Raw genomic sequence first — 25,000 nt, forward strand, 5'->3', positions numbered from 1 at the left:
GTCAATGCCCTCCGCCCAGATAAGTTGCCTGCACGCGGGTATCGCCGAGCAGGCTAGCGGCTTCACCATCCAGCACGATTTCGCCGGTTTCCAGCACATAGCCGTAGTCGGCGATTTCGAGCGCCGCCTTCGCATTCTGCTCAACCAGCAGGATCGAGACGCCGGCATCGCGCAGGCCAGCGACGATGCGCAGGATGTCGCGTACGATCAGCGGCGCGAGGCCGAGGCTGGGTTCGTCGAGCATCAGGAGACGTGGCGCCGACATCAGCGCGCGGCCAAGCGCCAGCATCTGGCGCTCGCCGCCGGAAAGCGTGTCGGCGCGTTGCGCGCGACGCTCGGCGAGGCGTGGAAAACGTCCATAGGTCTCCTCAAGCGCGCGGGCGACGAAGGCACGATCCGAACGGCGCGGGTAGGCGCCGAGCACGAGATTGTCATAGACCGTCAACTCTCCGAACAATTCCCGCGTCTCGGGTACCAGGCAGAAGCCGTGCTCGACGCGCGCCTCGACGTCCAGCTTCAACAGATCCTGGCCCTCGAAAATCAGCCGGCCGCGCGATGGCAAAAGGCCGATGGTGGCCGCAAGGAGCGTGGTCTTGCCCGCGCCGTTCGGCCCGATCACCGTGACGATCTGGCCTCTCTGCAGCGACAGCGACACGCCGCGCACGGCTTCGACCTTGCCGTAAGCCACATGAAGATCTGTTATTTCGAGCATCGCGCTCATAATACGCCTCCGAGATAGGCTTCCTGCACCTTCGGATCGGCGCGGACCGCTGCCGGATTTCCCTCGACCAGCTTGCAGCCGAACTCCATGACCACCAGCCGGTCGACCAGGCCCATGACGAAATCCATGTCATGCTCGACGATCAGGATCGTGACGCCTTCATCGCGGATCTGGCGCAAGACCTTGGCCAGCGCTTCCTTCTCGGGCGGCCGCAAGCCTGCGGCCGGTTCATCCAGCACCACCAGCACGGGATCGGCCGCCAGCGCGCGGGCAACTTCCAGGATGCGCTGTCCGCCGAGCGGAAGGTTACCGGCGAGTTCGTAAGATTTGTCGCCGAGGCCGACGCGCTGCAATTGCCGCTGGGTCTCGTGCAGCGTTCGCCGCTCTTCGGCGCGATCGAGGCGAAGCGCGCTCTTCAGGAAACCGGTCGCGGTGCGCGCATAGGCGCCGAGCGCGACGTTGTCGATCAGGCTCATGTTGGGCCGCAGCTTCACGTGCTGGAACGTGCGCGCGATGCCCATGCGTGCGATTTCCATCTGTGGACGGTAGGTGATGTCCTCGCCCAGGAAACTGATCCGGCCGGCGTTGGCCTGCAACGCGCCGGTCAGGAGGTTGAACATCGTGCTCTTGCCGGCGCCGTTCGGACCGATCAGGCCCAGGATCTCGCCGGCCTTGAGATCAAAACTCACCTTGTTGACGGCGGTCAGTCCGCCGAAGGTCCTCACGGCATTTTCGACGCTCAGAATCAGCGCGCCATTTTCCGGCAGCGCGCGGCGCGGCATCGCCTCGGCGGCCGCGGGTGCCGGGCGCGTTCCCTTGGGCAGGCGCTTGGCGATGAACGCGATGAGGCCACCCCGGGCGTTTTGCAGCAGCAGGACAAGCAGAACGCTGAAGGCGATGATCTCGAATTGCGCCGGGTTCTTCGTCACCAGCGGAAGTACATCCTGCAACCAGTTCTTGAGCAGCGTGATCAAGGCGGAGCCGGCAACCGCGCCCGCGATATGGCCGGCACCGCCCGCCATCGCCATCAGCAGGTATTCGATGCCGGGCTTGACGTCGAAGGGAGCCGGGCTGATGAACCGGTTCATGTGCGCATAGAGCCAGCCGGCCAGTCCGGCGAGCAGGGCAGCAATCACGAAGGTGACTAGGCGAATTCGGAAGATGTTGACGCCGAGGCTTGCGAGCAGAACCCCGCCGCCACGCAGGCTTCTGATGGCGCGGCCCTCGCGGGAATTGAGCAGATTGGCGCTCGCCAGCATCGCGAGGCCGACCATCAGCCAGATCAGATAGAAGATCATTTGCGAGGAAATCAGTGAGACCGACGCGATGGTGATCGGCGGGATGCCGGCCATGCCGGTGTTCTGCCCGAGGCCCGGGACGTTGCCGAACAGGAAATAGATCGAGATGCCCCAGGCGATTGTGCTGAGCGAGAGAAAATGCCCGCCGAGCCGCAGCGTCAGCGCGCCGATCGCCAGTGCCGCAAGCCCGGTCATTGCCAGCGCCAGCAGCAATCCGACCCACGGCGACAAATCGAGCGTCACGGTGGCCCAGGCCGTTGCATAGGCCGCGATGCCGACAAAGGCGGCTTGCCCGAACGACGTCATGCCGCCGATGCCGGTCAGCAGCACCAGCCCGAGCGCGACCAGCGCGGAGATGCCGATATAGTTGAGAAGCGTAATGGCGAAGCTGCCGAGCAGTGCAGGGGCGACCAGCAGGGCGATGACGGCGGCGCTGATCAGGCCGATGCGAAGCGGCGTGCTCAGCACGATCGCGTCGGGCATTTCCATTTCCTCGCCTTCCTCGTCGGCATGCCCGGCCGATTTCCAGGACTGCCAGAGCAGCACCGGGATCAAGAGGCCGAACACGATCACTTCCTTGTAGGAACTGCTCCAGAACGAGGCGAAGCTTTCCATGATGCCGACGAACACGGCGCCGAGCGCTGCGATCGGATAGCTGGTGAAGCCCCCGATGATGGCGCCGATAAAGGCTTTCAGCCCGATCATGAAACCGGAATCGTAATAGATCGTGGTAGTCGGGCCGATCAGGATGGCGGAGACGCCGGCGAGCAGCGAGGCAATGAAATAGGCGATGGTGCCGGTGCGTGCCGGCCGGATACCGACGAGCCGGGCGCCGATGCGGTTGACCGCGGTGGCGCGCAGCGCCCGGCCCGACATCGACCGCTCGAAGAACAGGAAGAACAGCAGGCTGAGCAGGGCGGCGGTGACCAGCATCAGCAGCACCTGCGCCGATACGATGACGCCGCCGAAGCTGTAGATGCCATTGACCAGTGGACGAATGCGGAATCCTTCCGCGCCGAAGGCCATCAGGCCGAGGCCACTGATCGCGAAATGAACTGCCAGCGCGATGATGAGCAGGACCAGCACGGAAGCATCGGCGGCGGGCCGGAACGCGATGCGGTCGAGCAGCGGGGCGATCGGCAGCACGAGCACCAGCGCAAGGACGATCTGCACCGCCTGGGGCAGGGCGTACGATGCGGCGACCCAGGCCAGCACGCAGGGAATAAGCGGCAGCAGGCCATACATGAAAAACGAACGCGGGATCCGCGCGTGTTCACCTGATCGGTAGTGACTGGCGGCATCGACTACGGTCGCGATGACGGCCAGGATCGCGACCACCCAGATCGTGCCCGGCACCCGGCCAAGTTCGAACGCGGCGATCGAGAGCACGCAGAACGCGGTGATATCGCCGAACGGCACGAACACGACGCGGGTGACCGAAAAGATCAGCACCAGGCCGAGGCCCGCCAGCAGGTAGATCGCGCCATTGGCGATCCCATCGAGCAGCAGAATGATGGCGATTTCAGTCGTCATGCGATCCAGCACCTTGATTAGTCAAGTTAATACATTAAATTGCTGTTTGAAATTGATATTTGAGGAGGCATTCTGTGGCCAAAAAACAAGCAAGTTCGGCGCAAATATCGGCAGTATTCACGGAGCCTGTCGCCGAAATTTCGCCGATCGAGCAGACCGTGAACGCGTTCGAATATGCCGCCTGGCATTTCGGTTCGGCGTTCGCGCGCTGGCGGCGCGACTGTCTCGGGGCCATGCCAACGAACGCGCTGGGCGGCACGGAGGCCTCGATCCTGCACGTGCTTCATCTCAATGGCACGCCGAAGGGCCTGAGCGATGTGGCGCGGCTTCTGCACCGCGATGACCTTGCCAATCTGCAATACGGACTGAAAAAGCTGCTTTCGCTGGGCTTTATCGAGAAAGCCAGCAATGGAGCCTCGCGCCGCAACACCACTTACGTGCCCACCGAGTCCGGGCGTGCGATCGTCGACGCTTATCTGCAGCACCGGCGCGATACTCTGGTGCGTCTCGTCGGCAGTATGTCCGGTACCCAGGATGCGCTGCAGCAGGCGACCTCGATCCTTCACGTGATGACCGGTCTCTACGATCAGGCCAGCACGATCCTGTCGAGCCAGATAGGCGACACCCTCGGCCTTCGGCCATAAGGCATGAATTGCAACTTTAATCGGTAAGTTGATCATGTGAATTGCCTCTTGACTGAGGCCATACTGCACGCTTTTATATTTTATGTCTAAAACAATTTTTGTCCGGAATGGCGGATGGCGCGGCTGTGAACAATAAATCAAGCCACGACGCGGGGATGAAGCGGCGGCCATGCCGCCGTCGGCCTGCCATCGCTCCGGTCTCTCACTTCTTCAGTAGCCCGGCCCCCGTCGACTGACCGGCGGCCCCAACAGGAGGTAGCGACGATGAGCAGACAGATGATTTCGCGCCGAAACGTTCTCGTCGGCGGTGCAGCACTCTCCGGTTTCGTCGCGGCTCCCGCGATCCTTCGGGCGCAGTCCGCCCCCATCTCCGTTGGCTTCGTGACGGGTCAGACCGGACCGGGCGCCTCCATCGGCATTCCCTATTCAAGGGGAATTGCCGCTGCGATGGCTTACCTCGACACCATCGAAGGCCATAAGATCAGGCTGGTCCAGATGGACGATGGCGGCGATCCATCGGCTTCCACGCGCAATGCCCGCAAGCTGGTCGAAGAAGAAAAGGTCGACCTGTTGATCGGAACGTCAGGCCTGCCTGGATCGGTCGCGATGGCGGCGGTCGCCGGCGAGCAGAAGGTGCCGTTCGTTTCCATCTCGCCGCTTCCGCCGACAGCGGGCAAGGGTGACGGCGGCTTCTGGGCGATTTCGATTCCGCAACCGCCGCCGCTGATGGTCGCGGCGGTGGTCGCGCAAATGCAAAAAGCCGGCATCAAGAGCCTCGGCTATATCGGCTTCAGCGACGCCTGGGGCGATCTTGTCTACAACGCGCTGTCCAAGACGGCCGCGCCCATTGGCATCAAGATCCTGACGGACGAACGCTATGCGCGTCCCGATACCACGGTGACCGCACAAACGCTCAAGATCATCGCCGCCCAGCCTGATGCCGTCATGACCGGCGGTTCGGGAACGCCGGGAGCGCTGCCGTTCCTGGCGCTGCGCGAGCGCGGCTTTCGCGGCCCGATCTATGGCACGCATGCCCTGATCAACCCTGACTTCATCCGGGTCGGCGGCGCAGCGGTCGAAGGCGTTCTGGCGCCAACCGGCCCCGTGATCGTCGCCGAACAATTGCCCGACAGCAACCCGGTGAAGAAGGTCGGTCTGGAATTCCGCGCCGCTCACCTCAAGGCCAACAACGTGGCCTCGACCGATGCCTTCTCGGCCTATTCCTTCGACGGCTGGCTGGTTTTCGCCGCCGCGGCCAAGCGCGCGCTCGCGTCGACACCGCCCGGGACGGCTGCCTTCCGGTCGGCGTTGCGCGATGAGCTCTACCGCACCAAGGACGTGGTGGGCTCGCATGGCGTCTACAACTATACCCAGAACGACAATTCCGGTGTCGACGAACGCGCACGCGTCATCGTCACGCTCGAGAAGGGGGCGTGGAAGCTGCTGGCCTGAGCCACGGGCCCGGCGATCGCGCCGCATTCATCAAACGCCGCGCCGTCCGCATGACGCGCGCGGAAGGAGACGCCTGCCATGAAGCCGATCCGCATCTGGTATCAGAGCTACGTCGATTACGAGAACGGCAAGACCTATTGGGATCGTTTGCGCAAACATCTCGATGACATTGTCGAGCCCGGTACCACGATCGACATCAAGGGCATTACGCCGCACGATTCCTATGCCCACGCGATCGTCGAATTTCGTTGTGCGCGCGAAGTGATCTGCAATGCGGTGCGGGCCGAGCGCGAGGGATACGGTGCCTTCGTGATCGGCCACTTCCAGGATGCCGGTCTCTACGAAGCGCGCTCGGTGGTCGATATTCCGGTGCTCGCACTTGGCGAATCGTCGATGCTCCATGGCTGCCAGCTCGGCCAGCGCAGCGGCATCATCACGATCAATCCGCGCTACATTCCCTGGTTTCACCACCAGATCACCAAATACGGACTGGAACGCCGGGTTGCGGGCACCCACGCCATGACGTTCGAGCCGGGGCAGATCCTGAAGGCCTATGAATCGGAAGCGCTGGCGCGTGAGGTCGAAGAGCTGTTTGCCGAACAGGCGCGGCCGCTGGTGGCCAAGGGTGTCGAAGTGCTGATCCCGGGTGGCGGCATTCCGATGCTGCTGTTTGCCGCGCTTCGCAATCACGAGATCGACGGCGCGCCTGTCATCAACGGCATACCGATCGTGGTGAAGATGGCTGAAATGGCGGTAAAACTTCGCCGTCTCACCGGCCTCGGCGTCAGCCGTGCGGGGGAATTCGTCAAGCCGCCCGCTGAAATCATCGAGGAGTTCATGACGCATCCGAAGCTGGGTTAGCGAGTTTCCCACACCGCGAATTCGGGGGCCTCGTGGTTCGAGACGCGCGGCTTTGCCGCGCTCCTCACCATGAGGGTTTAAGATCGCATGCTGAGCCGCCAGACCTCATCCCCGCGTGAGCGTAAGCTCATCGCTGGAGGAGCGCGAAGCGCGTCTCGAAGGATGAAGCCGCCGAACTGGAGTAACCTAAAGCTCCGTTCTTACTTTCCAAAGCTCCGGAAACAGTTCGACCTCGAGCATCTTGCGCAAATAGGATACGCCCGATGTGCCGCCGGTGCCGCGCTTCAGGCCGATAATGCGCTCGACCGTCGTGACGTGGTTGAAGCGCCAGCGACGAAAATAGTCTTCGAAATCGACCAGCTTTTCGGCCAGTTCGTACAGCATCCAGTGTTTGTCGGGAGATGCGTAGACGGTCTTCCAGGCTGCCAGCACCTTGTCATTCGCCGTCCGCGTCGTGCGCCAATCCGTTCGTTGCGCATCTTCGCCGATGTCGAAGCCATTGCGCGCCAGAAGAAGCAAGGCTTCGTCGTAGAGACCGGGCTCGCCGAGAATTTCTTCGAGTTTCGCGATGACGTCACTGCGGTGGGCATGAGGGCCGAGCATCGCAACATTGCGGTTGCCGGCGAGGAACTCGATCGCGCGGTACTGGTACGACTGGAATCCCGACGATTGACCGAGCTGACCGCGAAATTCGGTATACTCGCTCGGCGTCATCGTCCGCAAAACGTCCCAGGCGCCCGTGAGCTGTTCGAAGATTCGGGCGATGCGCGACAGCACCTTGAAGGCGTGCTGAAGCTCGTCGTTGTGGATCGCCTTGATGGCGGAGCGGATCTCGTGGATCGCCAGCTTCATCCAGAGTTCGGAGGTCTGATGCTGTATGATGAACAGAAGTTCGTCATGCGCACCCGAAAGCGGTTCCTGCGCGTCCAACACGCGTTCCAGATGCAGATAGTCGCTGTAGGACATCCGCCCGTCGAACGACATCTGGGCGCCCTCGCCGGAGGGGTCGTAAGGTTTTTCGGTCATGTCACGACAGCCATTTTGCGATACTCCGCGGCATCCCAGCGGCGATTGTTCACGACGTCCTCGATCGCATCGACCGCCGCGCGAACCTCGGCCTCACCGATATAGAGCGGCGTAAAGCCGAAGCGGATAGCGTCAGGAGCCCGAAAATCGCCGATCACGCCGCGCGCGATCAGCGCCTGCATGATCGCGTAGCCGTTGGCGTGGCGAAACGAAACCTGGCTGCCGCGCTTGTTGCCATCCCGCGGCGAGGCTAGCGTCAACTCCGGACAACGGCCTTCGACTTCGCGGATGAACAGGTCCGCCAGCGCAATCGACGCCTTGCGGACCTCGTTCATGCTGACGCCCTCCCAGACATCGAGCGCGGCGTCGAGTGCGGCCATCGCAATGACGGGAGGCGTTCCAACCCGCATCCGCTCTATGCCGGCGCCGGCCCGGTAATCGAGATCGAAGGCAAACGGCGCCTGGTGCCCCAGCCATCCGGAAAGGGCGGGCCGTGCCGTGTCGGCATGTCGAGGTGCGACATAGATGAAGGCCGGCGCGCCAGGGCCGCCATTGAGATATTTGTAGGTGCAGCCGACCGCAAAATCTGCCCTGGCGCCTGACACGTCGACCGGAATGGCGCCCGCGGAGTGGGCGAGGTCCCAAACCGTCAATGCGCCGGCGGCATGCGCTTTCTGCGTCAGTGTCTTCATGTCGTGCAAGCGGCCGGTGCGATAGTCGACCTCGGTCAACATCAGCACCGCAATCGTTGCGTCGATGGCGTCTTCGACTTCCTCGGGGGCGACAATTTTGAGCTGATATCCGCGGTCGAGCGATCTGAGCAGACCCTCTGCCATGTAGAGATCGGTCGGAAAGTTGCCGTTGTCGGACAGGACCACACGCCTGCTGGAATTGAGTTCGAGCGCTGCGGCAAGCGCCTGATAGACCTTGATCGACAGGGTGTCGCCGATCACCACGGTACCCTCGGGCGCGCCGATCAGCCGGCCGAGGCGGTCGCCGATACGGCGCGGCTGATCCATCCAGCCGGCGCTGTTCCAGCCCCTGATGAGCTGATTTCCCCATTGCTCGGACATCATGCCGCGGACGCGATCGGTCGCCGCAACGGGCAGGGGACCGAGCGAGTTGCCGTCGAGATAGATGATGCCATCAGGCATATGGAACAGGGATCGCGTTCGCGTGAAATCGGTCATCATCGGCCTCATTCGCTGAGCTAGATACTCGCATGGCGGCGAAACGTTTCAAGCGCAGAAGTTATATGCCTAAAATACTTTTGGACTTGTCCTGCGGGCGGCCGATGTGAGTAGATGTTGTCGAACAGAATCCTGATCGTAGGCGCCTGCGCCGGCTACTCAAGACCAAACGGAAAACCGACCCGCATGATCTTTCATCAGATTTCCGACTGGAACGACGCCTACGCCAACGGTCCCAACATCCCCGGTGGCGAACGCTGGCCGGCGGCCTGGGTGCAACCCGCCCAGACCTATCGCGATGAACTAGGGGCTAGTGGCCGCGCGACGCTTGATATCGGCTATGGCGAGCGGCCGCGAAACCGCTTCGATCTGTTCCGTCCCGAGGGCCAGCCCAAGGGTCTGGTCGTTTTCGTCCATGGCGGTTTCTGGCGCGCCCTTGACAAGAGCTTTTGGTCACACCTCGCGCGCGGCGCCGTCGAAAGCGGGTATGCGGTGGCGATGCCTTCCTACACGCTTTGTCCGTCGGTTCGCGTGGCCGATATTACGCGCGAAATTGCCGCCGCGATCGCGCAGGCGGCCTCGATGGTGGAAGGCCGGATTTTCCTGACAGGCCACTCCGCAGGCGGGCATCTGGTCACGCGCATGATTTCGGCGACTTCGCCGCTGTCGGAGCCCGCCCGCGCGCGCATCCGCAATACCGTCTCGATCTCGGGCGTCCATGACCTTCGCCCAATGCTGAAGACCGCAATGAATTCCGATCTGCGGATCGACGACGCCGAAGCGCAAACCGAAAGCCCCGTGCTGTTGCGGCCTTTGCCTGGCGCCCGGGTAACTTGCTGGGTGGGCAGCGCGGAGCGCCCGGAATTCGTCCGCCAGAACGCCTTGCTAGCCAATATCTGGACCGGGCTCGGCGCGCAGACCTGCACGATCGAAGAACCCGGCCGCCACCATTTCGACGTCATCGACGGCCTGGCCGACCGGAATCATCCGCTTCTCCGGACTCTCCTGGCCGATGCCGCGTAGCCTGCGCTTGGTGGGTTATCTGGTGCCGTAAGCGCGGTCGCCGGCGTCGCCGAGACCAGGCACGATGAAGGCATTGTCGTCCAGCCCCTGGTCGATCGCGGCGAGCCAGATCGGAACGTCCGGGTGTATGCCGCGCATGCGCTCGACGCCTTCCGGCGCGCCGATCAGGGACACCAGTCGGATGTCGTTGGCGCCGCGCTCTTTCAGCCGGTCGACCGCGGCGACGGCGGAGTTCGCCGTTGCCAGTATCGGTGAAATCACGATCACCAGTCGCTCGTGCAGATCGCTCGGGGCCTTGAAGAAATATTCGACGGCAACGAACGTTTCCGGCTCGCGGTAAAGGCCGATATGCGCGATACGCGCGGTCGGCACCAGATCGAGCATGCCGTCGGCAAAAGTAATGCCGGCGCGCAGTATCGGCGCGAACACCAGCTTCTTGCCCGCGATCTGCGGCGACTTCATGTGCGCGAGGGGTGTTTCGATTTCGACGTCGGCCAGCGGCAGGTCACGCGTGACCTCATAGCAGATCAGCATCCCGATCTCCTTGAGGAGTTCGCGAAACGACTTGGTCGAAATGTCTTTTCTCCGCAACAGCGTGAGCTTGTGCTGTACCAGCGGGTGACTAACGATCGTGACGCCGTCCATGTTGCTAATCCCAGATCTAGAAAACAGTGCCGTCGCTGATAATCTTCACCGGCGGCGAAGCGTCGGCGCGACGTTCGCGCGCCAGCAATCGACCCGCCGCCCAGGTGCCGCCCTCGAGAATTTTTGCCAATGGCATCGAGGTGGCATCGACTTTGAGCCGGTGCCGCAGCCCATCGGCGATGCGGTCAAGCAGCGCCACCGTCAGCGCACGCCATTCCACGACCAGCGGTGAGGCGACCTCGTGTTCCCTTTGCGCGGATTGCGGATCGCGAAACGCGAGCACGCCGATATCGATGAACAGTCCGCCATTGCGATATTCAGCGAGGCCGGTGAGGCCATCGATATCGGTCACGGTGATCCCAGCCGTTTGCAGCGGCTCGATCAGGGAGTAAGCCAGCCATTGCGAGAGCTTGTGCAGCGGCACGAGTCCATTAGTCGCATCAGCTGTCGTCAATGCCGGATGCTTCCAGCAGTCGCCGAGCGGGATTCCTCCCAGTGTCAGCCGCGATGGCCAGATTGGGCCGAGCTGTTGCAGCAACTCCGCAAGAATGGTTGGCGCGGGAAGCTGTCCGCCGTAGGCGAGTTTCGCCAACCGATCGAACAGGCCGCCGGGCCGCGGCGTGTCCTGGCTGCCGAACACATCCGGCTTCGAGACCACCAGCCGGCCCAGCCGGCGCAATAGCTCAGCGCGACCGTCCATCGCGACCATTGGATTGGCATCCGAGACCTGCATGCCACGCTCGAGGTCGGCGACATCAAGATTTGCAAGGATCTCGCCATCGGCGCGCAGCGGCTCCTGCGGATCGGCCGAGAAAGCGCCGCCGGCGAACATCGCGAGGCTGGCGAGCCCCAATCCTTCCGAACGGCCGATGTCAGATCCGGTTTTCGGATCGTGGTAGCGCCACGACGGTCCGGCGCCGGCATCGAGGAAGACGCTGACGATCGCCAGGTCGAATTCGGCCCGGGCGCGGGCCGCCCGACCGAGCCATTTGGTCCGGCCGGCGATATCGGCCCAGCGATTATCCCCATTGGCGACGAAGTGCCGCCAGCGCGAATGAAAGGGAACGTCGAAGGAGGGATAGGCCTTGCGCGTCGTCTCCAGCACCAGATCGACGGCGCTGTCCATGCGATCGAGGTGAACACGGAAATTCGGCAGCTTGTCGTCAAGGCCGATTGCGAGCATGCGATGCGCCCGCTCACGGACCGCGCTGGCGTTCAGCAATGACAATGCAGCCGAAATCTCCGGGTTTGCGGGGGACACTGCCGTCCTCAATATTTTTCGAGCGGGCGGCCGACCGGATTGTCCGGGCTTTCCTGCGGCTCGGGCGTGTAGTAGCCGGCGGCCTTCTTTGCCGCGATTTCCACATGCGCGTCGGCCGGGATCATGTCGTCGGGGATGGGCACACGCTCGACGATTTCGATGCCCTGGCCGGTCAACGCATCGTGCTTCATGTCGCTCATGGACACGAAGCGGTCGATCCGCTTCAGGCCGAGCCAATGCACCACATCCGGCATCAATTGCTGGAAACGGGCATCCTGCACGCCGGCGACGCATTCGGTGCGCTCGAAATACTGGGCCGCGGCATCGCCGCCCTCCTGGCGCTTGCGTGCATTATAGACCAGGAATTTTGTGACTTCGCCGAGCGCGCGGCCTTCCTTGCGATTGTAGATGATGATGCCGAGACCGCCGGTCTGGCCGGCGCGCGCGCATTCCTCGATGCCGTGAATGAGGTACGGGCGGCAGGTGCAGATATCAGAACCGAACACGTCAGAGCCGTTGCACTCGTCATGTACGCGGCAGGTAATCTTGGTGCGGTGGTCTGGCAGCTTGGTGACGTCCCCGAACAGATAGGCCGTGGTGCCGCCGATCGGCGGCAGAAAAACCTGCAGATCGGGCCGTGTCACCAGTTCCGGAAACATACCGGCGGTCTGCTCGAACAATTGCCGCCGCAGATTGTTTTCGGTGGTCGCGAAGCGCTCCGCCAGGCCCGGCAGATACCAGACCGGGTCGATCGCGATCTTGACCACGGAGACACTGCCGTTCTTGTGCACGAACTCGCCGTCGTGCTTGAGCCGTCCGGCTTTGATCGCGTCCTGCAGCTCGGGTAGATCGAGGCGCGCGCGCGTGATGGCGATGCTGGGGCGGATATCGATGCCCTCGGCGATTTCGGTTGCAAAGTTTTCGGCGGCGAGATGCCCCCATGGATCCAGCGAAACGATTTTCTGCGGATCCGACCATTGCGGAAACGGCCCGACGGTCTCGGCGGGGTGGGTGTTGGTAAGATCCGGACGCCGGATCGGGTCGAGCGCGCCGGAGGAAACGGCCAGTGCCCGATAGACTGAATAGGAGCCGCCATGGGTGCCGATGACGTTGCGGTCCTGCGGGCGCGACACGGTGCCGATGATTGGTCCGCGTTCACGCGCGCTGGCAGCCCCCCAGGCGATGGGGAAGTTGAGTTTGGCACCCGGTGCCGGGTGCGACGTAATGCGAATATGGTCAACCCGATTGGAACGAGTCATCGCTACGAACCCTGAAACGGCGACGGCCCGCCTAGAATAAGACGGGCCCGGTCACGCCAACGTTAAAATCAGCAGCGGTTGCAGCTGAGATAGCAATATAATCAAGTTTCGGCCGAATTCAACGGCGATCGGAAAGCGCAATGCAGGTCTGTACGCCCCGTTAACCTTTTGGGTGCGGTGCCGCGATGCCTGTTTTTATGCCCCCGCGGTATTGCAGGGCAGATATCGGCATCGGTCGATGCCTCCCGACTTTACGATCCCGTGTTTCGCGGCGAAGGTGACGTTCAATTGCGGACATCAGCAACGCCCAGGAGACCGCCATGCCAACCGTCGACCTCAATTCCGATCTTGGCGAAGGATTTGGGACTTATCGCTGCGGCGACGATGACGCCATGCTCGCTATCGTTACCTCGGCCAACGTGGCCTGCGGGCTTCATGCCGGCGACCCCGAGGTGATGGCGCGGACGTTCGCCATCGCGCGCAAGCGCGGCGTCGCGGTGGGGGCCCATCCCGGGTTTCCCGATCTGTGGGGTTTTGGCCGCCGCCGTCTCCCATTCTCGAATGGCGAGATCGAAAGGCTCATCGCCTACCAGATCGGGGCGGCCATGGCGCTTGCGGCTTACGCCGGCCATCGCATCACCTATGTGAAGACCCACGGCGCGCTCGGCAACATCGCCTGCGAGGAACGCGACGTTGCGGACGCGGTGGCGCGGGCGGTTCGGGCAGTCGATCCCAATCTGGCATTGCTGGCCATCGCAGTGACGGAACTGGTCGCGGCCGGTGAAGCCGCGGGTCTTGAAATCCATCAGGAGATCTATGCCGACCGCGGCTACACCGAAACCGGGCAATTGATCCCGCGCGGCCAGCCCGGCGCAATGATCGAAGGCGCGGAAGAAGCGGCCGCTCGCGTGCTCGCGATGGTGCAGGCCGGGGCGGTGATCACCGCAAGCGGCAAGCATTTGCCGACGCCGATCCGTTCGATTTGCGTTCATGGCGATTCCGACCATGCGGTTGCGACCGCCAGCCTCGTGCGCGAGCGATTGGAAAAGGCCGGTGTTACGCTGAAGCCGTTCAAGCCGATCGCCGCATGACGCTGCAGTTCGATCCACGCTTTCTCGACGCGGGGGAAGCCGCGCTTGTCGTCGAATTCGGTGACACCGTTGATCCCGTGATTAACGACAGGGTGCTCGCCCTCGACGCGGCCTTGCGTGCCGATCCTCCGACAGGAGCGCGTGAATTCGTGCCGACCTATCGCTCGCTGATGATTCACTATGATCCGCTTGGGATCGACAGGGAAACGCTGGTTGCGATCGTGCGCCGTATGATGACGGGTCTTACCGAATGGCGGGGCGAGGGCACTACCTGGACGTTGCCGTGTTGTTACGATCCCGCGCTGGCCGAGGATCTCGACGAGGCCGCCAAGATTCTCGGCCTCACGCGGGATGACGCCGTCGCCTTGCACACGAAGGCGACGTATCGCGTCTATATGTGTGGTTTCACACCTGGCCAGATCTATCTGGGCGACGTACCCGAGCAGCTGAAGATCTCGCGCCGCGCGACACCAAGACCGCCGCATCCGGCCGGCGCGGTGTCGATCGGCGGAGGTCTTGGTACCGTCGTGCCGTTCGTGATGCCGACCGGATGGTATGTCATCGGCCAAACGCCGGAGCGCCTCTTTGCCGCGGAACGCCAAGATGCCTTCCTGATCCAGGCCGGCGATCTCGTGCGGTTCGAACCAATCGATCTTTCGACCTTCCGCGATCTGGCGCAACGGGCCGCGAGCGGCGAAATCGTTGCCCGCAAGCGTGCCGCATGAGGACTGACGCTTCGGAGGCGATCCTTCGCATCCTGTCGGCCGGGCCGGGTGCGACGCTGCAGGACGCCGGCCGGCACGGCTATCTGCGCTTTGGTGTCACCGCCGCAGGCCCGATGGATCAACTGGCGCATGCCACGGCAAATCTTGCGGTCGGCAATCCCGCGGGCGCAACCGCGATCGAAGTATCCGTCGGTGGTATCGAACTGACCGCCGAGGGCGCCCCCCTCAGTATCGCCGTTGCCGGCGGCGAATTCTCGCTCCGCCTCGACGGCAAGCCGTTGCCGCCTGCGGTGCTACTCAATCTGGAGGCAGGCGCCGTGCTGAAAGTTCGCGCCGGCGGTCGCGGCTCCTGGTGCTACCTGGCGGTGGCGGGCCGCTTCATCGTGCCGACGGTGCTGGGCTCTCACGCCACCCACACGCGCACCGGCTTCGGCGGCCTGAACGGCCGCGCGCTTGCCGCGGGCGATCGTCTCGCCATCGAACGATCCGTTTCTCCGACACCGTCGCTGAGCGCCATCGCAGCACCGTGGCTAGACCGTCCCCTCGACGCTATTTGCGTGGTCCTTGGCCCTCAGCACGACTATTTCGCCGACGACCAGATCGCCGCCTTTCTTGCCGGGCCATGGACCGTCTCCGCCAAGGTCGATCGCATGGCGTATTACCTCGACGGACCGGGGCTGACGCACGCGCGTGGCTACAACATCGTGTCAGACGGAATTGCCATGGGGGCGATCCAGGTGCCGGGAGACGGCCGTCCGATCGTTCTGATGGCCGATCGTCAATCCACCGGCGGCTATCCGAAGATTGCCACCATCATCGGTCCCGATCTTGGCCGGCTGGCGCAGGCGCGACCGGGAGCGGTATTCCGATTCGAGGCGGTCACGATCGGGCAGGCGGTCGAAGCGCGCCGCAGCGAGGCGGCGTTGCTGGCGCGCGGCATTGTCGTCGAACCGCTGATGCGCACCGAGCTCAGCTCTGAATTCCTGCTCGGCCTCAATCTGATCGACGGTGTTGTCGGCGCTGAGGGTTCTGGATGACGCTCCAGCGATCAACGCGGTTCAATGCCTAAGCGCCGTCCCGGTCCAGGGCGCGGCTCGCCTGCCGGACTTCGTTCAGGAACGCCTTGGCCAGCCGCGATAGAGGCTCCGCCTCAGACCACAGCATATACGCCACGGCCACGGTCTTCGGCGTGAAAGGCCGCACGATAAGGCCCTGGCCGCCGCCCTGGCGTGGCGAAAAGGGATCGACGACCGCAGCGCCGACGCCGGCGGCCGCCAGCACGCAGGCGGTATTACAATATCGCACCTCGACGGTCGGCTGGAACGGCGCGCCGGCTTGCGCAAAACTCTCGCGCACGGCTTCACCCAATCGCGTACCGCGCTCCAGCCCGATGAAGGGCAAGCCAACGAGGTCGGTGGCTGAAATGACCGGCCGTTCGGCCAGCGGATGGTTTGGCGGCAACACGCAGACCATCTCGCCGGTGTGAACCACCTCGTGCGCGATGCCGGGATGATGTGACAGCCCGAGCGCGAAGCCGAGTTCTGCGACCCTGCTCGTGACGCCGTCGATGATTCCCTCGTAGCGCCGCACGTCGAAGAAGACACGCGTCTGCTGACGGCGGCGCAGGAAGTCCGATAGAGCGCGCGGAATGATGCTGTAGGCCAGTGGCGGCGTCGCCACGATCGATAGAAGGCCGGTGCGGCACTCCCGCAAATCGCGCACGCGATTTTCGAGCTTGGCATGGAGCGCAAAGATCGCTTCGCTTTCCTTGTAAAGCGTCATCGCCTCCGATGTCGGGAACAGCCGGTTGTTGACGCGCTCGAACAGGGCGAAACCCGCCTGTGCCTCCATTGCCTTCAGCGCATTGCTGATCGCTGGCTGCGACAGCGCCAGTTCGTCGGCCGCCGCGACCGTCGTCCGATGGCGGATGACCGCCCGCAGGATCTCCAATTGGCGCAGGTTCATATAACCACCGGTTATTGTCTCGGTGAAAATATCATAGCACGAGTGATTGCGTTTTGGCCCGCGCTTTCGCGTAATCACCTCTGCATCGGGGCGTTGCCGGAGCGGGCTTGTCCGCCTCCTGCGTAAGCAATCCGCTCAGATTGGAGGCACTGTTGGTTCGAGTTCTCCGCGCCGCCGCAGCTCAGATGGGGCCGACGCAAAAAGCGGATCCGCGAGAGCATACGCTTGGCCGGATGCTGGAACTGCTGGAGGCGGCAGCGGCGAGTGGCGCAACGCTGGTGGTTTTTCCCGAACTGGCGTTTACGACCTTCTTCCCGCGATGGCTGATCGAGGGCGAAGCGCTCGAGCATTATTTCGAGCGCGGCATGCCGAATCCCGCCGTGCAGCCCCTGTTCGATCGCGCCCGGGCGCTGCGCATCGGCTTCTATGTCGGTTACGCCGAGCTGACATCGGACGGTCAGCGCTTCAATTGCTCGATCCTGGTCGATGGCGACGGCGAGATTCTCGGCCGTTATCGCAAAGTGCATTTGCCGGGTTCGGTCGAGCCGCGGGCCGGCGCACGCTACCAGCAGCTCGAAAAGCGCTATTTCGAATATGGCGACCTCGGGTTTCCTGCCTTTCGGGCGGGCTCCGACTGGCGCCACGCCATCATGGGCATGATGATCTGCAACGATCGCCGCTGGCCGGAAGCCTGGCGCGTGCTCGGCCTGCAGGGCGTCGAGCTGGTCTGTATCGGCTACAATTCCGCGGCCTACGATCCCAACGGCGGTGTTTCCGAAGATGCGGCGCTGCGGACCTTCCATTCAAAGCTCGTAACCCAGGCCAACGCCTACATGAACGCGACCTGGGCGATCGCAGTCGCCAAGGCGGGGAACGAGGACGGCTCCGGACTGATCGGTGGCTCCTGCATCGTCGATCCGAATGGCCGGATTGTTGCAGAGGCGCAGACACTCGCGGATGAGATCATCGTCGCCGACCTTGACCTCGATCTCTGTCGCCAGGGCAAGGACAAGATGTTCAATTTCGCCGCGCATCGGCGCCCGGAGCAATACATGGCCATTACGGAGCGCGCCGGCGTCGTCGAACCGGTCGATCTCGATGCGATTTAACATGATGCGTCCAGTCGCGGCCGCGGGCCGAAGGAGCTGATATGACACGCCTCTGGTACACCGCTGGCTTCGCCGCTCTCCTTGCCATTACAACTGCACAGGCCGCCGAACTGCCTGAAACAATCAAGCAGGCGGGCACGTTGCGGCTGACGGTCAATTCGACCTACGCGCCCATGGAGTATCGTGATCCGACGACGAACCAGCTCGTCGGGCTCGACATCGATCTTGCGAACGAGCTTGCGAAACGCCTCGGCGTGAAGATCATCTGGAGCGAAACGCCGTTCGCCGAACTCATCCCCTCATTGCAGACCAAGCGCGCGGATTTCATTATCAGCGGCATTTCGGATCGCGCCTCGCGGCGCGAGACTGCTGATTTCATCGACTATCTGGCGACAGGTCCGCAGTTCTTCGTTCTGGCTGAAAATGCAGCGAAGACCGCCATTGATCTCTGTGGCAAGAAGGTCGGGACCACGCGCAGCACCAGTTTTCCGATCGAGATCGAGAAATGGAGCAAGCAGAACTGCGAAGCGGCCGGCAAGCCCGCCGTGCAATATGTTCCGGGCGAAAACAGCATCGATGTCCGCAACCAGCTCAAGCAGGGCCGCATCGACGCCGCGGTGCAAGGCAGCGAAACCTTGCCCTACGCCCAGGCACAGGAGGCCGGGAAATACCGTATTATCGGTGAGCCGTTCTCCACCGGCTATCAGGGCATCATGTTCCGGAAAGACGATGCGGCGCTGCGCGAGGTGGTGACGGAGCATCTCGCCGCGATGATGAAGGATGGTTCGTACAAGGCCATCCTCGACAAATGGGGCCTCGGTGCCAACGCAGTCGCCCAGCCGATGATGAACGCGGCCACGCAATGAGAACGGCGCCCGCGCTGGCCGGAGGCTTCCCCGACATTTCCGGCATGACGGTCGCGCGTCAGGCGCATTGGCAGCGCTGGCTCGCCGCGGCAGCTATTCTCGTGGTGCTGGCGGCGATCGGCCGCGCCTTCGTCAACGGTCAGATTGAATGGAGCTATGTCGGCCGCTTCCTGACTGCGAAGGCGATCCTCGAAGGCATCGTCAACACCATGGTGATGGCGGTGCTTGCGATGTCCCTCGGCATCGTGCTCGGCGTCGTCGCCGCGATCATGCGACTGTCGCCCAATCCAGTGCTCAAATCGGTCGCTGCCGGCTATACGTGGCTGTTCCGCGGCACGCCGCTGATCCTGCAGCTGCTGCTCTGGTTCAACATCGCGCTGGTGTTTCCGACGATCGGCATTCCCGGCCTGTGGGAGGCCCGGGCGGTCGACGTCATGACGCCGTTCCTTTCAGCCCTTCTCGGACTCGGAATCAATCAGGGCGCCTATACGTCCGAAGTGATGCGGGCGGGCATGCTGTCGGTCGACGTCGGACAATATGAGGCCGCGCAGGCGATCGGCATGGGACGATTGCGCGCGCTGCGCCGGATCATTCTGCCGCAGGCGATGCGGGTGGTGACCCCGCCGCTCGGCAATGAATTCATCGGCATGGTCAAAGCGACGTCGCTGGCGAGCGTCATTCAGTATCCGGAGGTGCTGCACGCCGCGGAGAATATCTATTACGCCAATTCGCGCGTGATCGAACTCCTGATCGTCGCCGGCTCGTGGTATCTGCTGGTCGTATCAATTCTGACGCCCCTGCAGATGCTGCTCGAGCGACGCTTTGCGCGTGGCGCATTGCAGATCACCCGATGACCCAGCCCCTCGTCGCCATACGATCGGTCAGCAAGAATTTCGGGGAGTTTCAGGCCCTGAACAAGGTCTCGCTGGACGTCCGGGCAGGCGAAGTGCTTTGCCTGATCGGTGCGTCGGGGTCGGGCAAGACGACGCTGCTGCGTTGCATCAACCAGCTTACGCCGGTCGACAGCGGCGGCATCTGGCTCGACGGTGAATTGCTGGGCGTGCGGGAAGAGGGCGGGCGATTGCATCGTCTCACCGAGCGGCAGATTGCGCGCCAGCGCCTGAAGACCGGCATGGTGTTTCAGCGCTTCAACCTGTTTCCGCACAAGACAGCGCTCGAAAACATCACCGAAGGTCCGGTGCAGGTGCAGGGCCGCAACCGGGCTGAGGTGCAGGCGGAGGCGATGGAGCTGCTGCGGCGCGTCGGGCTGGTGGCGAAAGCCGATGCCTATCCCTCACAGCTCTCCGGCGGGCAGCAGCAGCGGGTGGCGATTGCTCGTGCGCTTGCCATGAAGCCGATGCTGATGCTGTTCGACGAGCCCACCAGTGCGCTCGATCCCGAACTGGTCGGAGAGGTGCTCAGCGTCATGAAGGAGCTCGCCCGCAGCGGCATGACGATGATGGTGGTGACGCACGAACTCGGCTTCGCGCGCGAGGTCGCCGACACCGTCATCTATATGGACCATGGCGCGATCGTGGAGTCCGGGCCCGCCGCCGAAGTTCTCGGCGCGCCCCGTGAGGTGCGCACAAAATCGTTTCTTTCCGCGGTAATCTGATGGGGACATTTTCATGATCAAACGTATTCTTGCAGCGGCGTTCCTCTGTGCCGCCGATGGCTCAGCCATGGCGGTCGAGCTGCCTCCAGAAATCGCAAAGCAGGGCAGTATCAAGGTTGCTATTGTGCCGAACTATCCCCCGTTGGAATTCAAGGATCCGGCGACCAACACGCTGGCCGGTTTCGATGTCGAACTCGGCGAGGCGCTCGGCCGCAAGCTCGGGCTCAAGATCGTCTGGCAGGAAACCAGTTTTGACCAGATGATGCCCGCGATTGCGACGGGGAGGGTGGATGCGATCCTGTCCGGGATGACCGACATGGCAAGCCGGCAGGATACGGCGACCTTTGTCGACTACCTCCGCAACGGTCCGCGCTTCTTTGTGCAGCAATCGCGCGCAGCCGAGTTCAAGGACACGAAGGCGTTCTGCGGGAAAAAGGTCGGCGCCAGCCGCCGCACGTCGTTTCCGAAATTGATCGCCGCCTGGAGCGATGCGAATTGCGGCGGCAATCCGATCGTATATGTCGGCACCGAAGGCTCGGCCGATGCGCGGACCCAGCTCAGGCAGGGGCGGCTCGACGCGGCCGTTCAGGGCGGCGAGACGCTTCCCTACATCATGGACCTCGAGCCTGGGACTTATGTCCCGGTCGGCGAGGTTTTTGCGGTCCAGTTCACAGGACTTGCATTGGGCGTGAAGGAGACGGTGCTTCAGAAGGCGTTCGTGGAGGCCCTCGACGGCTTGATTGCCGACGGTTCCTACCGCGCGTTGCTGGCGAAATGGAAATTGACCGACTACGGCGTAGAAAAGGCGATGATCAATGCAGGACAGTAAAGCGCTCGCGAGCATTCCGCTGGTTCCGGCGAACACCGCGCCGATGGCGCCGGAGTATCCCTGGCCGAAACCCTATACCTCAGCGATGTTCCTCTCCTTCGACGTGGACGCGGAGAGCGCCTGGACCAGCAAGGATGCAGCCCATGCCCAGCGCCTGATCACGATGAGCTACGGCGGCTACGAGGCGCGCGTCGGCACGCCGAAACTGCTGGAACTGCTCGCTCAGCTTGATCTGAAGGCGACGTTCTTCATCACCGGCTGGTCTGTCGATGCGCATCCCGCGATGGCCGAGGCCATTCTCAAGGCCGGCCATGAGATCGGCCATCACGGTTATCATCATCTGCTGCCGGACCCGGGCGATCCCTGGATCGAGGAAGAACTGGAGCGGGGTTTTGAGGCGCTGAAGCGCCGGCTCGGCGTCAAGCCGACCGGCTATCGGGCGCCTTACGGCGAATTCACTGAAGAACTACGCGTGGCGCTGGTGCGCCACGGTATCGTCTACACCTCGTCATTTCGCGACGACGTGCGGCCTTACCGCCATCGCCTTGCGGATGGCAGGCCTGGCACGATCGAGCTGCCGGTGACCGCAAGCTATGACGACTGGATGCACGGGCTGTCCGCCCGGTTCAGCCCGCGGCCGATCTTTCCGAAGGAGCATGTGCTCTCGATCTGGAAGGATGAGCTCGACGAGGTCAGGGATTGGGGCGCGATGGTCACGACCGTGCTGCATCCGCAATGCAGCGGCCGCCCGATGCGGCTGCGTCTGCTGCGTGAATTTCTCACCTACGCCAAATCCTGCCCCGATCTGTGGATCACGACCGGAGAGGCGATCGCGACGAATTTCAGCCGTCACGAAGCCGCCGGTCGCTGAAACCTGCGGCGCCGATTGATTATTCCAGGAGTCCTCGATGATTGTTTCCCGCCGTTCACTGTTGAAGGCCGCCGCCGTAGCGCCGGCGCTCTCGCTGCCGGGGACCGTGCGGGCGCAGTCGCAGACCACACTGCGCTTCATTCCCGTGATCGATCTGACCTTCATCGACCCGATCTACTCCACGGCGCAGGTCTCCCGTAACCATGGCTTCATGGTCTACGACACCCTCTACGGCATGAACTCGGCGCTTGAGGTCTCGCCGCAGATGGTGTCCGGGCATGTCGTGTCCAACGACGACAAGCAGTGGGACCTCACATTGCGCGACGGCCTGCTATGGCATGACGGTGAGCGCGTGCTGGCGCGGGATTGCGTCGCCAGCATTCGCCGATGGGCGGCCCGCGACGGATTCGGCGCCGAGCTGATGGCGGCGACGGATGAACTGTCGGCACCGGACGACCGCACCATCCGTTTTCGGTTGAGCCGGCCTTTCCCGCTGTTATCAGCGGCGCTCGGCAAGGCCGCGATCCAGGCGCCGTTCATGATGCCCGAGCGGCTGGCGAGCCAGGATCCGTTCAAGCCGCTGACCGAGGTCGTGGGCAGCGGTCCCTTCCGTTTCGTGGTAGACGAGCGGGTGCAGGGCGCGCGCAACGTGTACGCCCGCTTCGATCGTTATCACCCCCGTCAGGATGGCAAGCCGGATTGGACCGCCGGTCCCAAGATCGTTCACTACGACCGCGTGGTCTGGACGACGATGCCGGACGCGGCGACAGGCGTTGCTGCGCTGCAAACGCGCGAACAGGACTGGCAGGAAACAACGCCGCACGATTTGCTGCCGGTGTTGAAGCGTAGCGGCGTCACCACGCGGATTCTCGACCCGCGAGGCTACACCTGCATGTTGCGGGTGAACCACCTGCAGCCGCCATTCGACAATCCGGCTATCCGTCGCGCGCTGCTCGGCGCGATCGACCAGTCCGCCTTCATGACGGCGGTTGCGGGCGAAGATCCCGTATATCAAACCGCGCCGATCGGCTTCTTTGCGCCGGGGACGCCGATGGCGAGCGATGTCGGCCTGAACGTGTTCCGCGGGCCGCGCGACATGGCGAAGGTCAAGGCCGATCTGAAAGCGGCCGGCTACAATGGCGAGAAGGTGGTGCTGCTCGTCCCAACCAATTCGCTGGCACAAAAGCCGCTCGGCGACATCGCCGCCGACATGCTGCAGCAAGCCGGCATGAACGTCGAATATGCCGGACTGGATTTCGGCATCGTGCTGCAGCGGCAGTTGAAAAAGGAGCCTGTCGCCCAGGGCGGCTGGAGCGCCGGCGTCGGCAACTGGCAGGGCATCGATTGGCTGAATCCGGCCGGCAATTCGAACCTGCGCGGCGACAGCAAAGTGGCCGGCTGGTACAAGAGCGAGAAGATGGGCGCGCTCCGAAGCCAATGGCTCGCCGCTCCCAACCTTGCCGAGCAACAGCGGATCTGCCGCGATATCCAGGCGTTGTCGTTCGAGGAAATTCCCTATTTCCCGATTGGCCAGTATAAACAACCGACCGCCTACCGCTCTGGTATCACCGGTATCCTCGACGGCACGGCCGTGTTCTGGAATGTGAAACCCGCATGAGCACGATCGCAATCTTCGGCAGCTATGTGTTGTCGCGCAAGGACGGTGCGCAGGAGGTGCTGCGCGATCATTGGGTGCTGCTCGAAGGTAAGCGGATCGCCGCCGTCACGCGCGACCGTCCGTCCGCTACCGAAGTGTTCGACCGCCCGGGCCGCTTCGTGCTGCCGGGGCTTTTGAATCTGCACAACCATTGCTTCAGCGAAGCTGTCGCCCGGACCCATACGGAGGACGGCAACGGTCGCAAGAACAACCAGAGCATCGTCTATACGGTGCTGCTGCCGCTGACCAAGCGCGGCGCCGACATGCTGTCGCCGTCGGAACGCCTTGCCATCGCACGGCTCGGTATCTTGCAATTGCTGAAGGGCGGCGCCACCACGGTCATGGAGCCGTTCCGCAACACCATCCCTGAAATGTTCGACGCCGCCGAGGAGATGGGCATCCGCTTCTATGGGGCGCCGTATCTGTTCTCCACTTCGGACGCCAAGGCCGGGCCGGACGGCGTGGTGCGCTACGCCGGCGATGACGGCCAGGCCGATATGGATACCTGGAATGCGCTGTACCATCGCTGGAATGGGCGCGGCGATGGGCGGATTGGCCTTGCGATGAGCCCGCACGCGACCGACACCTGTGGTCCGGACCTGCTGCGGGCATGTGCCGCCCGCGCACGCGAGCTCGGCGTTCCCATCACCACTCATCTCGCGCAAAGCCAGGCCGAAGTCGCGACGATCGGCAGCCGTCACGGTGGCCGCACGCCGGCCGAATACCTCGACTGGCTGGGCCTGCTGGCACCGGACCTACTGGCCGCGCATTGCATCGCGAGCAGCGATGGTGATTTGAAGCTGATGGCGGCGAGGGGCGCCACGGTGCTGAACTGCCCGCGCGTGTTTGCGCGCGCAGGCGTTACCGCGGCGTTCAGCCGGTTCGCCGAGCACGGCGTCCGGACGGTGGTCGGAACCGACGGCTACAACATGGACCTGCTCGGCGAACTCAACGCTGCGTCGATGATCTCGAAGATCGTGTCTGCTCGGCCCGACGTCGCCAATGCACCCGAATTGATCGAGTCGGTCACGGCAACCGCGGCCGCGGTCATCAAGCGACCGGATCTCGGGATCATCACGCCGGGCGCCACGGCCGACCTCACCGTCGTCGATTTGACCCATCCCCATCTGCAGCCGCTGTTCGATCCGCGGCGCGGGCTGGTGGCGCTTGGCAATCGCGCCAATATCGACCAGGTCATTGTTGACGGGCGTGTGCTGATCGATGGCGGCCAGTACATTCACGGCGACGAGGCCGCGACGATCTCGGCGGGAACCGCCGCGATCGGCAAAATCTGGGATTTGCCAGAAGCCCAGGCGGCCTTTAATGGCTGACGGTCAGCACACGCGCAGTGTTGGAAGG

Annotated in this window: 23 protein-coding genes; 15 read left to right on the top strand and 8 right to left on the bottom strand. The window is 63.3% G+C overall.

The window, feature by feature from the left end; genetic code table 11:
* Window position 1: 1 nt before the first annotated feature.
* A complete protein-coding gene (locus tag JQ641_RS16550; protein ID WP_211997052.1) occupies window positions 2-721 on the bottom strand; it encodes an ABC transporter ATP-binding protein in 720 nt (239 codons plus the stop codon).
* On the bottom strand, window positions 718-3,552 hold the full coding sequence (locus JQ641_RS38705; protein ID WP_349628573.1) for an ABC transporter permease subunit: 2,835 nt from the start codon (window positions 3,550-3,552) through the stop codon (window positions 718-720). Before JQ641_RS38705 ends, JQ641_RS16550 begins: the two co-directional genes overlap by 4 nt.
* A 74-nt stretch (window positions 3,553-3,626) precedes the next feature.
* On the opposite strand from JQ641_RS38705, the gene JQ641_RS16565 reads away from it, so the two are divergent.
* The 3 genes from JQ641_RS16565 to JQ641_RS16575 all read left to right on the top strand — a co-directional run bounded on the left by JQ641_RS16565 (window position 3,627) and on the right by JQ641_RS16575 (window position 6,509).
* The gene (locus tag JQ641_RS16565; protein WP_211997053.1) at window positions 3,627-4,196 is read left to right on the top strand and encodes a winged helix DNA-binding protein; all 570 of its coding nucleotides are present in this window, start codon (window positions 3,627-3,629) and stop codon (window positions 4,194-4,196) included.
* A 264-nt stretch (window positions 4,197-4,460) separates the two neighbouring features.
* A complete protein-coding gene (locus tag JQ641_RS16570) occupies window positions 4,461-5,648 on the top strand; it encodes an ABC transporter substrate-binding protein (protein WP_249150482.1) in 1,188 nt (395 codons plus the stop codon).
* 78 nt (window positions 5,649-5,726) lie between these two features.
* Window positions 5,727-6,509 (top strand): aspartate/glutamate racemase family protein, encoded by a 783-nt coding sequence (locus JQ641_RS16575; RefSeq protein ID WP_249150483.1) that lies wholly within the window; start codon window positions 5,727-5,729, stop codon window positions 6,507-6,509.
* Between the two features lie 186 nt (window positions 6,510-6,695).
* Here JQ641_RS16575 and kynA read toward each other — a convergent pair whose 3' ends face one another.
* Both kynA and kynU read right to left on the bottom strand, forming a co-directional pair.
* A complete protein-coding gene (gene kynA, locus JQ641_RS16580; RefSeq protein WP_211997054.1) occupies window positions 6,696-7,535 on the bottom strand; it encodes a tryptophan 2,3-dioxygenase in 840 nt (279 codons plus the stop codon).
* Complete coding sequence (gene kynU, locus JQ641_RS16585; protein WP_211997055.1) at window positions 7,532-8,725, bottom strand: kynureninase; 1,194 nt, start codon at window positions 8,723-8,725, stop codon at window positions 7,532-7,534. Before kynU ends, kynA begins: the two co-directional genes overlap by 4 nt.
* Before the next feature lie 186 nt (window positions 8,726-8,911).
* Between kynU and JQ641_RS16590 the strand changes: the two genes are divergently transcribed.
* Window positions 8,912-9,748, top strand: a complete 837-nt coding sequence (locus JQ641_RS16590) for a hormone-sensitive lipase (RefSeq protein ID WP_211997056.1) — start codon at window positions 8,912-8,914, stop codon at window positions 9,746-9,748.
* A 15-nt stretch (window positions 9,749-9,763) separates the two neighbouring features.
* Here the strand turns inward: JQ641_RS16590 and upp are convergent, their stop codons facing one another.
* The 3 genes from upp to JQ641_RS16605 are packed head-to-tail and all read right to left on the bottom strand — an operon-like array spanning window position 9,764 to window position 12,913.
* Window positions 9,764-10,393: a uracil phosphoribosyltransferase gene (upp, locus tag JQ641_RS16595; protein ID WP_211997057.1), complete on the bottom strand. Its 630-nt coding sequence runs from the start codon at window positions 10,391-10,393 to the stop codon at window positions 9,764-9,766.
* 16 nt (window positions 10,394-10,409) lie between these two features.
* On the bottom strand, window positions 10,410-11,633 hold the full coding sequence (locus JQ641_RS16600; protein WP_211997150.1) for a URC4/urg3 family protein: 1,224 nt from the start codon (window positions 11,631-11,633) through the stop codon (window positions 10,410-10,412).
* Window positions 11,634-11,662: 29 nt separating this feature from the next.
* Window positions 11,663-12,913 carry a GTP cyclohydrolase II gene (locus tag JQ641_RS16605; RefSeq protein WP_211997058.1) on the bottom strand — a complete coding sequence of 417 codons (1,251 nt, stop codon included), beginning with the start codon at window positions 12,911-12,913 and terminating at the stop codon, window positions 11,663-11,665.
* 320 nt (window positions 12,914-13,233) lie between these two features.
* Here JQ641_RS16605 and JQ641_RS16610 point away from each other — a divergent pair, with 320 nt between their 5' ends.
* From JQ641_RS16610 to JQ641_RS16620, 3 genes are read left to right on the top strand one after another with little or no spacing between them, the layout of a single operon-like run.
* On the top strand, window positions 13,234-14,004 hold the full coding sequence (locus tag JQ641_RS16610; RefSeq protein WP_211997059.1) for a 5-oxoprolinase subunit PxpA: 771 nt from the start codon (window positions 13,234-13,236) through the stop codon (window positions 14,002-14,004).
* Entirely contained in the window at window positions 14,001-14,729 is a 729-nt protein-coding gene (locus JQ641_RS16615; protein ID WP_211997060.1) for a 5-oxoprolinase subunit B family protein, read from the top strand. The genes JQ641_RS16610 and JQ641_RS16615 overlap by 4 nt, the downstream gene beginning before the upstream one ends.
* Window positions 14,726-15,766 carry a 5-oxoprolinase subunit C family protein gene (locus JQ641_RS16620; RefSeq protein ID WP_211997061.1) on the top strand — a complete coding sequence of 347 codons (1,041 nt, stop codon included), beginning with the start codon at window positions 14,726-14,728 and terminating at the stop codon, window positions 15,764-15,766. Before JQ641_RS16615 ends, JQ641_RS16620 begins: the two co-directional genes overlap by 4 nt.
* A 28-nt stretch (window positions 15,767-15,794) precedes the next feature.
* Here the strand turns inward: JQ641_RS16620 and JQ641_RS16625 are convergent, their stop codons facing one another.
* Window positions 15,795-16,694, bottom strand: a complete 900-nt coding sequence (locus JQ641_RS16625; RefSeq protein WP_211997062.1) for a LysR family transcriptional regulator — start codon at window positions 16,692-16,694, stop codon at window positions 15,795-15,797.
* A 152-nt stretch (window positions 16,695-16,846) separates the two neighbouring features.
* Here JQ641_RS16625 and JQ641_RS16630 point away from each other — a divergent pair, with 152 nt between their 5' ends.
* The 8 genes from JQ641_RS16630 to JQ641_RS16665 are packed head-to-tail and all read left to right on the top strand — an operon-like array spanning window position 16,847 to window position 24,972.
* Window positions 16,847-17,803 (top strand): N-carbamoyl-D-amino-acid hydrolase, encoded by a 957-nt coding sequence (locus JQ641_RS16630; protein ID WP_211997063.1) that lies wholly within the window; start codon window positions 16,847-16,849, stop codon window positions 17,801-17,803.
* Between the two features lie 41 nt (window positions 17,804-17,844).
* Entirely contained in the window at window positions 17,845-18,669 is an 825-nt protein-coding gene (locus JQ641_RS16635) for an ABC transporter substrate-binding protein (protein ID WP_211997064.1), read from the top strand.
* Entirely contained in the window at window positions 18,666-19,523 is an 858-nt protein-coding gene (locus JQ641_RS16640) for an amino acid ABC transporter permease (RefSeq protein WP_192734456.1), read from the top strand. The genes JQ641_RS16635 and JQ641_RS16640 overlap by 4 nt, the downstream gene beginning before the upstream one ends.
* A complete protein-coding gene (locus tag JQ641_RS16645) occupies window positions 19,520-20,284 on the top strand; it encodes an amino acid ABC transporter ATP-binding protein (RefSeq protein WP_211997065.1) in 765 nt (254 codons plus the stop codon). The genes JQ641_RS16640 and JQ641_RS16645 overlap by 4 nt, the downstream gene beginning before the upstream one ends.
* A 16-nt stretch (window positions 20,285-20,300) precedes the next feature.
* Window positions 20,301-21,113, top strand: coding sequence for an ABC transporter substrate-binding protein (locus JQ641_RS16650; protein WP_502754969.1), 813 nt, complete (start codon window positions 20,301-20,303; stop codon window positions 21,111-21,113).
* Entirely contained in the window at window positions 21,100-21,984 is an 885-nt protein-coding gene (locus JQ641_RS16655) for a polysaccharide deacetylase family protein (RefSeq protein WP_211997067.1), read from the top strand. The genes JQ641_RS16650 and JQ641_RS16655 overlap by 14 nt, the downstream gene beginning before the upstream one ends.
* Before the next feature lie 37 nt (window positions 21,985-22,021).
* Window positions 22,022-23,602, top strand: coding sequence for an ABC transporter substrate-binding protein (locus JQ641_RS16660; protein WP_211997068.1), 1,581 nt, complete (start codon window positions 22,022-22,024; stop codon window positions 23,600-23,602).
* A complete protein-coding gene (locus JQ641_RS16665; RefSeq protein WP_211997069.1) occupies window positions 23,599-24,972 on the top strand; it encodes an amidohydrolase family protein in 1,374 nt (457 codons plus the stop codon). Before JQ641_RS16660 ends, JQ641_RS16665 begins: the two co-directional genes overlap by 4 nt.
* The last annotated feature ends 28 nt before the right edge of the window (window positions 24,973-25,000 follow it).

It is taken from the genome of Bradyrhizobium sp. JYMT SZCCT0180, assembly GCF_018130165.1.
Classification (GTDB): Bacteria; Pseudomonadota; Alphaproteobacteria; order Rhizobiales; family Xanthobacteraceae; genus Bradyrhizobium.